Source organism: Shewanella sp. GutCb (assembly GCF_002836135.1).
GTDB lineage: Bacteria > Pseudomonadota > Gammaproteobacteria > Enterobacterales > Shewanellaceae > Shewanella.
This window is the reverse complement of record NZ_PJBL01000004.1, coordinates 63,185-74,201: the sequence shown is the minus strand read 5'-3', so window position 1 is coordinate 74,201 and position 11,017 is coordinate 63,185. Positions and strand designations below refer to the sequence as shown.

The following is an 11,017-nucleotide window of genomic DNA, read 5'->3' as shown; positions in this document are numbered from 1 at the left end:
TCTACCGTCTTAGCATCTACCGTCTTAGCATCTACCGTCTTAGCATCTACCGTCTTGGCATCTACCGTCTTGGCATCTACCGTCTTGGTATTTACCGTCTTAGTATCTACCGTCTTAGTATCTACCGTTTTGGTATCTACCGTCTTGGTATCTACCGTCTTGGTATCTACCGTCTTAGTATCTACCGTCTTAGTATCTACCGTCTTGGTATCTACTGTCTTAGCATCTACCGTCTTAGCATCTACCGTCTTCTAAGCACTTAAATTATTACCTAAGCTAGAAATACTGGATGTGCGGCCCTTTTCATCGTAGGTGAGGCTGGCTGAATTACGACTGACCTGCAGCGCCTGAGAGAAGCGATTTAAGCTGGCTAAGCTCAATTCAATTAAAGACTCGTTCTCAGCGTTGAGCTGTTGGCACTCGGCTAGCAAGGCTTTTGCTTCACTAACTTGTTGAGATAATGTGGCGTCGGTCTTTAATGTACTTTTATCTGGCTGAGTCGCTATGATCTCATCGTTATGCTTTAGGCTGTCAAGTAAGGTCGCTTTAGTACTGGCAAGTGACAACAATGTGTCAGCATCTTGAGACTGTAGCGCTTTTGTTTCTTGGCTAATAACGGCTTTAAGCTCAGTCAACACGGTATGTTGTGAGCTCAATAGATGAGATAAATTAGTCATAATGGCCTTATCTTTTATGCCTTAATCCGCGGTTTGCGGAGACATTAGTTTAAATCGCTAAGTTCATTCTCGAAGTTTGCGATATTAGTTGCAAGTTTTTCTGGATCGATTTTGTAACGACCTTCAGCGATTGCAGCCTTAATTTCATCAACCTTCTTTTGGTCAATATCGGGCATGTCGGCAATCTTAGTTTGCACATTTTGGATCTGTTGTGCCTGCGGTGTAATTGACACCGAGTCAGTTTTTTGTGCCACCGCAGTTTGCACTGGCGCAGCTGTCGCGCTTTGTGATGCAGAGCCTTTGCCGGCATTACTGGTGTTGATGCGCGCTGTAGCTGCGCTATTTACGTGTTTAATATCCATAGCCATTTTGGTATCCAACATTGAATAAAGAGACTTTCTTACACATGCTATCGGCGCGATAACCGTTAACTTTAATGTTATTTTACATTCTTACTTCAACTTGGCCAACCGCAATGACTTTTGCGTTTAAGGTTTTATGTGAATGGCTGTTCTTAATCCGAATCTTGTCGCCTAAATTGCCATCATGTAATGCTTCGCCGACGGTTTTTATCTCGAAGTTTTGAGACCGTGCAATGATAGAGACAGTGTCGCCCTTACAAACAACGCACAGATGGTTATTAAAAATAGGTTGCTGTGGTGCGACTCGACGTTTAAGCCGAGCGCCGACCACTTGGCTTAATTGGTCAAACTGTTGACCTCGCAGCGTGCTTTGCTCGACATAGTCAATGGCTACATCGCTTTGTGAGATTAAATCGCCAGGGCCTAAGGTGGCTTTAGCCACCACTACCGGGTAGAGAATATCGACCCTTACCGATAAAAATATTTGCCATGGGTAACTCAAGTCTGGGCTGTCGCAGCTTATTTTGACCGTGTTGTTACGCCTTATTGCTCGATCGCTGGCTATTTCTGCTTTTATCGGCAGAAAGCAATTAGGCAAGCTGACGCGGGTATCTAATTTTTGCGGCGTGATATTGACCTTCGCTTTTTCTGGCGCTTCAATTTTTTCTTCAACTGCCGCTATAGCTAATCGAGAAATGGTCGATAAAGAGGGAACACTAGCAACCTGATTGGCATCTGCAATAGTGATTACAGGGAAATAAAGTACGGTAGAAAGTAACCAAAAATTTATTTTCATAATGAATACATTAGCTTGATTCGCTAGAATGCACCTAAGTCGTGTTAATTGTAGAATGTCGGTAGCGAACTCATTAAATCGTTGGGCGTCATAAAGTTGACTGATGTCGCAACGTTTGAATCAGATAGTGCTAACTAAGCAAGTAGTATGCCTAAATGTAGGGATGAGTTTATATTGATCAGTATTGACAATATGGATGCGAAAGATCAACGAAATAAGCGTTAACTACACCTAAATTTAATCTTTTAGATTTAACCGATAAAAAGTAAGTACAAGGCAAATTTTATGTCGAACATTCTTGATTCAGTAAATAAGCGAACGCAATTGGTTGGGCAAAACCGACTTGAGTTATTGTTATTTAAACTTAATGGACGTCAACGATTCGGCATTAACGTATTTAAGGTAAAAGAGGTGCTGCAATGCCCTCCGTTAACAAGCTTACCTAGACTTAACTCTAGTGTGCGTGGCATTGCCCATGTACGCGGCATGACCATTTCAGTGATTGATTTGAGTGCTGCAACAGGCGGCCGCCCAATTGAGAACATTGAGAACAGCTTTATTATCATTTCTGAGTACAACCGCAGTGTGCAGGGGTTCTTAGTCAGTTCGGTTGAACGTATTATTAATATGAACTGGGAAGCGATCATGCCGCCACCACAAGGCGCCGGACGTGGCTCATATTTGACGGCCGTGACAGAGATTGATAATGAGTTAGTGGAGATTTTGGATGTTGAGAAAATCTTAGATGAGATTTCACCCGTCAATACCAACATCAGTAAAGAGTTAGACGAGAAGCTGACAATCGATAGAAATAAGCATTATCACATTATGGTGATAGATGACTCATCGGTGGCCCGTAAACAGATTATTCGAGCGTTAGCCTCGCTTGATCTGCAAATCGATACTGCCAAAGATGGTAAAGAAGCATTAGAAAAGTTACGTGCAATAGCGGCGGAACTCGACGACGTGTCGACTGAAATTCCGTTGATTATTTCAGATATTGAAATGCCTGAAATGGATGGTTATACCCTCACCGCTGAAATACGTGATGATCCTAAGCTTAGAAACATCAAAGTGGTGTTACATACTTCGCTTAGTGGCGTGTTTAATCAGGCGATGGTGCAAAAAGTGGGCGCTAATGACTTTATTGCTAAGTTTAACCCTGATGAGTTAGCCGCCGCGGTAAACAAACATTTAAGTTTATAACGCGTAGGGCTAAGTTCACAGCAAAGCCAGCGGAAACCAAGTCTTGCTTGTGTTTCCGAGATGGCTAATGTATAACCCAGCGATTGTTGTAAAGTTGCGCCTTTTATGCGACTTGTTTTATTGATATTTAGGATACAGAGTGCCGAATAAATCACTTGCTGAAAACGAGTACCATCAGTTCAGACTGTTTTTAGAGCAGCACAGCGGTATTGTGCTCGGTGACAGCAAGCAATATCTTGTGCGCAGTCGATTGGCGCCGCTAATGGGCAAGTATAATCTTCCCTCTTTATCGGATGTTGTAAAGCATTCAATGAAACCCACTGAGCGTCAACTTCGCACTGAAGTTATCGATGCCATGACAACCAACGAAACCCTTTGGTTTCGCGATCGCTATCCTTTCGAGTTGTTGTTTAATTCCATTTTGCCCAATTACAGCCGACTCGGTCGACCGGTAAAAATATGGTCAGCTGCCTGTTCGTCGGGGCAAGAGCCGTATTCTTTAAGTATGACGATTCTGGAATATCAGCAGCGTAAACCTGGAACACTGCCCGGTGGAGCGAGTATATTGGCGACGGATCTCTCGCCGACGATGCTTGAGCGCTGTAAAAAAGCGGAGTATGACAATTTAGCGTTAGCCCGTGGTTTATCAGATGAACGAAAACGTCATTTTTTTGATGCATTGCCATCGGGTAATATGGTGATTAAGAACAATGTGAAGCAATTGGTTAATTTTCGAGCTCACAACTTGCTCGAAAATTATACCTTGCTCGGCAAGTTCGACATTATCTTTTGCCGCAATGTATTGATCTACTTCTCTCCAGAGGCAAAGCGGAAAATATTGCGGCAATTTGCTGCCGCACTGAACCCTAAAGGTATTCTTTTCTTGGGTGCGTCAGAGTCTATTGCCGGTTTGTCTGATGAGTTTGATATGGTGCGCTGTAATCCTGGCATCTATTACCAAAAACGAACTTAAGCTTATTGTTGTGGGTGTTGAAGTGCAATCAACGCATTTTTGACACCCTGTTTATCCGCATCATCCCGCCGCTATAGCGCTACCCTCTAAGTAAATCGTCTATTTTCATTCTTTTAGACTAATTTGGCACACCAATTGCTTTATTCTAGCTATCGAGCTGAGGAGGCAATTTTATGGCGATTAATTTTGATAGTGCATTAGGCGTTCATCAGTACACTTTGGGCGTACGCTCTCAACGTGCAGAGGTCCTATCTTCAAATATTGCCAATGCCGACACACCAAACTATAAAGCCCGCGATGTTGATTTTGCTAAAGCAATGAATTCAGCGCAGTCACGTCAATCGGGCTTGTCCATGACCAAGAGCGATAGCAAGCACTTCGATTTAGCCGCGTTAACGCAGCAAAATGTCGCTTATCGGGTACCGAATCAGCCAGACACCGGTGACGGTAATACAGTAGACATTCAAGAGGAGCAATCAGCCTTCATGAAAAATGCCCTTGAGTATCAAATGTCACTCGGTTTTCTCGACAGCAAGTTTTCAGGCATGAAAAAAGCGATTAGAGGCGAATAATTATGAGTTTATTTAATATTTTTAACGTCGCAGGTTCAGGTATGTCGGCGCAATCGGTCAGACTCAATACCACGGCCAGTAATATTGCCAACGCAGACTCTGTATCTAGCAGTGTGGGTAAGACCTATCGTGCTCGCCATCCTATTTTTGAAGCTGAAATGAACCAAGCTCAACAGCATCAAAGTGCTTCACAAGCCGTTGCCGTTAAGGGAATTGTTGAAAGTGACTTACCGTTAAATAAAGAATACTCGCCAGGTCATCCAATGGCCGATACTGATGGCTTTATCTATAAGCCCAATGTCAATGTGATGGAGGAGATGGCCGACATGATCTCTGCCTCTCGCTCATATCAGATGAATGTACAAGTGACTGAAGCTGCAAAATCGATGCTTCAGCAAACCCTTAGAATTGGTAAATAAACTCAGTGAAAGCTGGAGGTAAATTTTGAGCCTTATTAATCCGCTCAATAACACGCAATCTGCAACAGGCCAGCCACAAAGTGCTAGCACTGTTACGCCGCAAGCTGCGACGCAGACGACGGTACAAAGTAACGCGGCAGCAACGTCGACTCCGACAACGGGTAATCCGTTTTTAGACAGTTTGCGTTTGCCTGCAGAAAATTCAATACCTGAAGCCAATAGTCAGGACTTATCGCAAGAAGATTTCTTCTCGCTGTTGAGTCAACAGTTGTCGATGCAAGATCCGTTTAAGCCAGTCGACAATGATCAAATGATCCAACAGATGGCATCGTTCTCGACCGTTGACGGTATTAGCAAGCTTAACGAAGAGATTGTTAACCTCAATGCGCTAACGACATCAAGCCAAGCCTTGCAAGCGTCAGGTCTGGTTGGGCAAAAAGTACTTATCCCATCGGATACCGGCTATATCTCAGCTGAAGAGCCGGTCATAAAGGGGGTCGTCAGTACGCCTGAAACGATTAAAGACTTAACCGTTCGCGTCGAAGATGAATCTGGTCAGCTGATATCTACTTTTCAAGTGGATGGCAGTGCGGGCGGCAACGTTGAGGTGACTTGGGACGGTATGGGTAAAAATGGCGAGCCTGTTGCTGAAGGGAGTTACACCCTAAAAGTCACGGGTAAAGTTGATGGCAAGAGTGAAGAATTACCCGTTTCAACTTACGCTCACGTCACGAGCGTGTCGTTAGGGACAGCAGCTACCGGCGCTATTTTGAATTTGCGCGGCGTTGGCGGTATTAAGATTAGTGATGTATTAGCGGTGTCAGAATCGTAAACGCACGACAGATATTAATAAGAGAGGCAGATAAACCTCTCCTAAAACGAATTGAACAAGGATAGAGGTGAACTATGTCATTTAACATTGCTCTGAGCGGTATATCTGCTGCGCAAAAAGATCTCAATACAACCGCAAACAATATCGCTAACGTTAACACCACTGGTTTTAAAGAATCACGCGCTGAGTTTGCCGATGTTTACGCGACCTCTATTTTTGCTAATAGCAAAACAACCGTCGGTGGCGGTGTTGCAACCAGCCAGGTGGCGCAGCAGTTCCAGCAAGGTAGCTTACAATTTACCAATAACTCACTTGATATGGCGATTAACGGCGGTGGTTTCTTCGTCACTTCATCAGAAGTGGGCTCGCAGGATCATTCATTTACTCGTGCGGGTGCGTTTAAGTTTGACTCAAACAACTACATGGTTGATTCAGCAGGTAACTTTCTGCAAACCTTCCCGGTTGATAAAGATGGCAACTCAACATCAGTGAGTTTGACCACCACGCAGCCAGTCAAAATTCCGGATACGGCAGGTAGCCCAGTAAAAACTGAAAATATCGGTATGCAGATGAACTTGAATGCGGGAGATAAGACATTTAGTCCAGCAGATTTCAACCCCGATGACCCTGATACATTCAACAATTCAACGTCGGTCACCATGTATGATTCATTAGGTGAGCCACATGTTATGACAAGCTATTTTGTTCGCCCACCCAATGCGGCGCACACCGGTGAAAGTAACTGGGTTGCATTTTACGCAGTTGATGGCAAAAAAGTGAATGTCGACCCTGCTGCAGGCACTTATAATGTCGATACTAGTGGTGATGGTACGATAGATGGCACGGCAGATGCTGAAACGAAGGCTGATGCGGCTGGCAATACTTGGAAAGGCGCAGCAATCTCTTTTAACGATACGGGTGGATATGAGGGGAGTGATCCTGCAACCATTAAGACTGAAGCCCTCGGAGTTGGCGGCGCCAATATTCTCGGCGCTGGCGCTGATGGTACGCAAACATTAAACCTTAAGTTTAATCAACCGACTCAATATGCATCACCATTTGAAGTGACGGAATTAACCCAAGACGGTACTACAGTCGGTCGTTTAACTAACGTTGAAGTAGGGGCCGATGGCCTGGTCAACGCCAGTTATAGTAATGGTTCAACAGTGCCATTGGCACGGGTAGCATTAGTCCGCTTTGCCAACGAGCAAGGTTTATCACAAGCGGGTAATACCTCTTGGAAAGCGAGCATTGATTCTGGGCCAGCATTAGCGGGTGAGGCAAACAGTGGCACTTTTGGTGGCATTCGTTCTTCAGCACTAGAGCAATCTAACGTGGATTTGACCACCGAGTTGGTTGACCTTATCTCTGCTCAACGTAACTTCCAAGCTAACTCAAGAACGCTGGAAGTCAACAATACGCTACAACAAACCATACTGCAGATCCGATAATCATTAAGGTCTGTTAACGCGGTTTTTAGCCGCGTTATACGTTTACACGTTGCCGCCACGGCAACGTGTTTCCTCTTTTAGTCCCATTGTTTATATTCTTGCTGCAACTCCCTCTTTTTATATCCAATTGCAACACTTACATTTCTGGCACGATGCTTGCTATCTAATACGTTAGACGGAAGTTTGACGGAGCGTTAAGTGGACAAGTTACTCTATGTCGCCATGAGCGGCGCGAAACAGAATATGAATGCGTTGGCTATCAGTGCCAACAATTTGGCAAACGCCAGTACTGACGGATTTAAATCGGATTTCGCTCAGGCGCGTTCGATGCAAGCCTTTGGTGAAGGTTTGCCAACGCGCGTGTTCGCCATGACCGAAAACCCGTCAGCTGACTTTGCCAGTGGTCCGATGAAAACCACCGGTAGAAATCTAGATATTGCCGTAAAAGGTGATGGCTGGATTGCGGTTCAAGCCGCAGATGGTAGCGAAGCATACACTCGTTCAGGTAGCTTAAGCTTCGATACCACTGGCGTTTTACGCAATGATAGAGGCACGGCTGTGATGGGTGACAATGGCCCCATCGTGTTGCCACTGCCTATCGAAAAAATTGAAATATCGCAAGATGGCATTATCTCTGTCCGTCCATCGGGTGCCACCGCTGAGGTTATTGAAGAGGTGGGCCGTATTAAGTTGGTCAAGCCTGGTAATGAAAATATGATGCGTGGCCAAGATGGTTTATTCCGTCAAATATCGGGTCAAGTCGCCGCCGCAGATCCTAGCGTTGGGTTACTTAGCGGTGCTGTTGAAGGCAGCAACGTTAATGCAGTACATGAAATGGTATCGATGATTGACATACAACGTCAGTTTGAGATGCAGGTCAAGATGATGAAGACAGCAGAAGAAATCGATAAAGCTTCCGCCTCATTAATGCGCATAAGCTAGGAGAAAGACTATGCATCCCGCTTTATGGATAAGTAAGACTGGTTTAGACGCTCAGCAAACTGACATTGCTGTAATTTCAAACAACGTGGCCAACGCCAGCACCATTGGTTTTAAAAAGAGCCGTGCCGTTTTTGAAGATCTGCTCTATCAAAACGTGAATCAAGCGGGTGGTATTAGTGCGTCAAATACCAAATTGCCCAATGGTTTGAACATCGGCGCCGGTACTAAAGTGGTGGCGACTCAAAAAGTCTTTACCCAAGGCAACATGCTGACGACCGATAACTCGTTAGACTTGATGGTCGAAGGTCCTGGTTTTTTCGAAGTGCAGATGCCAGACGGCACTGCGGCTTATACTCGCACCGGTCAATTTAGCTTGGATGACACAGGACAAATTGTAACGCCAGGTTCGGGTTATGTGGTGCAACCTGCCATTACCATCCCTGATGATGCCAGCAGTATTACGGTATCGGCTGAAGGCGAAGTGTCGGTTAAAACCCCTGGTAATGCTGAAAACCAAGTGGTTGGCCAGCTTTCAATGTCTGACTTTATTAACCCTGCAGGCCTGGATCCTATGGGGCAAAACCTTTATATGGAAACCGGAGCCAGCGGCACGCCTATCCAAGGTACGGCATCCCTTGATGGGATGGGCGCTATTCGCCAAGGCGCATTAGAAACCTCAAACGTTAACGTAACAGAAGAGCTGGTGAACCTGATTGAAAGTCAGCGGATCTACGAGATGAACTCCAAGGTTATCTCTGCGGTTGATCAGATGTTGTCGTACGTGAACCAGAATTTGTAAGCGTAAAATCAGTTTAAGTGGCTTATTCGCCACTGTTAATTTCAACGTATATGGCACTCAATATGCCTTAAATGTGAAGAGAGTTTTTGTATGAGTCGTTACTGGATGTTAATCGTTATTGCTGCGCTTTCAGGTTGTAGTTCAACCAATGGAAAGCCGATTGCTGACGATCCGTATTACGCACCGGTTTACCCTGAAGCGCCGCCAACAAAAATTGCCGCAACCGGGTCTATGTATCAAGACAGCCAAGCCTCAAGCCTTTATTCAGACATTAAGGCATTGAAAGTGGGCGATATTATTACCGTAATACTGATGGAATCGACTCAAGCTAAAAAGAGTGCCAATAACGAAATTAAAAAAGGTACTGATCTGTCTCTTGACCCGATTTATGCCGGCGGCGGTAACGTTACCATCGGGGGTAAACCCATCGATTTACGTTATAAAGACAGCATGAACACTAAGCGAGAATCAGACGCTGACCAAAGCAACAGCTTGTCGGGCAGTATTTCTGCAAACGTGATGAAAGTACTCAATAACGGCAACTTAGTTATTCGTGGTGAGAAGTGGATAAGCATTAATAACGGCGATGAGTTTGTGCGTATTACTGGCATTGTGCGTGCACAAGACATTCGTCCTGATAACACTATCGACTCGCCGCGAGTGGCAAATGCGCGTATCCAATACAGCGGAACGGGTACGTTTGCCGAAGTACAAAAAGTGGGATGGCTCAGTTCATTCTTTATGGGGAGCTGGTGGCCATTTTAGGTCGTCATTGATAACTCATAACAACAATAATAAGCCAAGGTGCCGCGCGGACTGCGACATTTAACCGCCTGTGAGGGCAGCTGTGGAGCGGCAATAAGCTCGCTTACATTAGCTAAGGACTTTTCATGATGAAAATAAAACTGGCATTACTTTGTGCGATATTAGTGATTGCCTCACCGGTACAGGCGCAGCGCATTAAAGATATAGCCAATGTCCAAGGGGTACGAAGTAACCAATTGATTGGTTATGGCTTAGTGGTTGGCTTACCTGGCACCGGCGAAAAGACACGCTATACCGAGCAAACATTTAAAACCATGTTGAAGAACTTTGGTATTAATTTGCCGGATAATTTCAGACCTAAAATTAAAAACATCGCCGTGGTTGCGGTGAGTGCCAACATGCCACCCTTTATCAAACCGGGGCAGACCTTAGACATTGCAGTGTCAAGTTTAGGTGAAGCTAAGAGTTTACGTGGCGGCATGCTACTACAGACCTTCCTTAGAGGGATCGATGGTAATGTGTATGCGATTGCGCAGGGCAGCATGGTTGTGAGTGGCTTTAGTGCTGAGGGGCTCGATGGTTCTAAAGTTATCCAAAATACCCCCACCGTTGGCCGTATTCCTAATGGCGCGATTATTGAACGTACGGTTGCTACGCCATTTTCGACAGGTGATTACCTCACCTTTAACCTCCGTCGTGCTGATTTTTCAACGGCTAAAAGATTGTCAGACGCAATCAATGACTTATTAGGCCCTGGTATGGCAAGACCGCTCGATGCTGCGTCTGTGCAAGTGAGTGCGCCACGTGATGTATCACAACGAGTGTCATTTCTAGCCACGCTTGAAAATATCGAAATCGAACCTGCTGAAGAGTCAGCCAAAGTGATTGTTAATTCAAGGACGGGCACCATTGTCGTCGGGCAAAACGTCAAATTATTGCCAGCTGCGGTCACTCATGGTGGCTTGACAGTGACGATTGCCGAAGCAACTCAAGTTTCTCAACCTAATCCATTCGGCAATGGTCAAACCGTAGTCACTTCCGATAGCACCATTGATGTTTCTGAAGATGATAGTCGCATGTTTATGTTTAACCCTGGCACCACGCTAGATGAGTTAGTACGGGCGGTTAACCTCGTTGGGGCAGCACCTTCAGATGTACTGGCAATACTTGAAGCGTTAAAGATGGCAGGCGCTTTGCATGGTGAACTGATAATAATCTAAAAA

General features: G+C 45.1%; 14 protein-coding genes. 11 read left to right on the top strand and 3 right to left on the bottom strand.

What is annotated here, in order from left to right; translation table 11 throughout:
• On the top strand, window positions 1-263 hold a 263-nt coding region (locus tag CXF86_RS22675; RefSeq protein WP_180961016.1), incomplete at its 5' end, for a hypothetical protein.
• Here CXF86_RS22675 and CXF86_RS05110 read toward each other — a convergent pair.
• From CXF86_RS05110 to flgA, 3 genes are all read right to left on the bottom strand, one after another.
• Window positions 252-677 carry a flagella synthesis protein FlgN gene (locus tag CXF86_RS05110; RefSeq protein ID WP_102038510.1) on the bottom strand — a complete coding sequence of 142 codons (426 nt, stop codon included), beginning with the start codon at window positions 675-677 and terminating at the stop codon, window positions 252-254. The two genes, CXF86_RS22675 and CXF86_RS05110, sit on opposite strands and share 12 nt — an antisense overlap.
• Before the next feature lie 44 nt (window positions 678-721).
• Complete coding sequence (gene flgM / locus CXF86_RS05105) at window positions 722-1,045, bottom strand: flagellar biosynthesis anti-sigma factor FlgM (protein WP_101092242.1); 324 nt, start codon at window positions 1,043-1,045, stop codon at window positions 722-724.
• Between the two features lie 76 nt (window positions 1,046-1,121).
• A complete protein-coding gene (gene flgA, locus CXF86_RS05100) occupies window positions 1,122-1,835 on the bottom strand; it encodes a flagellar basal body P-ring formation chaperone FlgA (RefSeq protein WP_101092241.1) in 714 nt (237 codons plus the stop codon).
• A 285-nt stretch (window positions 1,836-2,120) separates the two neighbouring features.
• On the opposite strand from flgA, the gene CXF86_RS05095 reads away from it, so the two are divergent.
• The 10 genes from CXF86_RS05095 to CXF86_RS05050 all read left to right on the top strand — a co-directional run bounded on the left by CXF86_RS05095 (window position 2,121) and on the right by CXF86_RS05050 (window position 11,014).
• Window positions 2,121-3,041, top strand: a complete 921-nt coding sequence (locus CXF86_RS05095; protein ID WP_101092240.1) for a chemotaxis protein CheV — start codon at window positions 2,121-2,123, stop codon at window positions 3,039-3,041.
• Window positions 3,042-3,180: 139 nt separating this feature from the next.
• Complete coding sequence (locus CXF86_RS05090) at window positions 3,181-4,014, top strand: CheR family methyltransferase (protein ID WP_101092239.1); 834 nt, start codon at window positions 3,181-3,183, stop codon at window positions 4,012-4,014.
• 173 nt (window positions 4,015-4,187) lie between these two features.
• Window positions 4,188-4,586 carry a flagellar basal body rod protein FlgB gene (flgB, locus tag CXF86_RS05085; RefSeq protein WP_101092238.1) on the top strand — a complete coding sequence of 133 codons (399 nt, stop codon included), beginning with the start codon at window positions 4,188-4,190 and terminating at the stop codon, window positions 4,584-4,586.
• 2 nt (window positions 4,587-4,588) lie between these two features.
• The gene (gene flgC / locus CXF86_RS05080; protein ID WP_101092237.1) at window positions 4,589-5,005 is read left to right on the top strand and encodes a flagellar basal body rod protein FlgC; all 417 of its coding nucleotides are present in this window, start codon (window positions 4,589-4,591) and stop codon (window positions 5,003-5,005) included.
• Window positions 5,006-5,030: 25 nt separating this feature from the next.
• On the top strand, window positions 5,031-5,837 hold the full coding sequence (flgD, locus tag CXF86_RS05075; RefSeq protein ID WP_101092236.1) for a flagellar hook assembly protein FlgD: 807 nt from the start codon (window positions 5,031-5,033) through the stop codon (window positions 5,835-5,837).
• A 74-nt stretch (window positions 5,838-5,911) separates the two neighbouring features.
• Window positions 5,912-7,288, top strand: a complete 1,377-nt coding sequence (gene flgE / locus CXF86_RS05070) for a flagellar hook protein FlgE (RefSeq protein WP_102038509.1) — start codon at window positions 5,912-5,914, stop codon at window positions 7,286-7,288.
• 198 nt (window positions 7,289-7,486) lie between these two features.
• Window positions 7,487-8,230, top strand: coding sequence for a flagellar basal-body rod protein FlgF (flgF, locus tag CXF86_RS05065; protein ID WP_101092234.1), 744 nt, complete (start codon window positions 7,487-7,489; stop codon window positions 8,228-8,230).
• A 10-nt stretch (window positions 8,231-8,240) separates the two neighbouring features.
• Window positions 8,241-9,029: a flagellar basal-body rod protein FlgG gene (gene flgG / locus CXF86_RS05060; protein WP_101092233.1), complete on the top strand. Its 789-nt coding sequence runs from the start codon at window positions 8,241-8,243 to the stop codon at window positions 9,027-9,029.
• Window positions 9,030-9,119: 90 nt separating this feature from the next.
• The gene (flgH, locus tag CXF86_RS05055) at window positions 9,120-9,794 is read left to right on the top strand and encodes a flagellar basal body L-ring protein FlgH (RefSeq protein WP_101092232.1); all 675 of its coding nucleotides are present in this window, start codon (window positions 9,120-9,122) and stop codon (window positions 9,792-9,794) included.
• Between the two features lie 128 nt (window positions 9,795-9,922).
• Entirely contained in the window at window positions 9,923-11,014 is a 1,092-nt protein-coding gene (locus CXF86_RS05050) for a flagellar basal body P-ring protein FlgI (RefSeq protein ID WP_101092311.1), read from the top strand.
• Window positions 11,015-11,017: the final 3 nt, after the last annotated feature.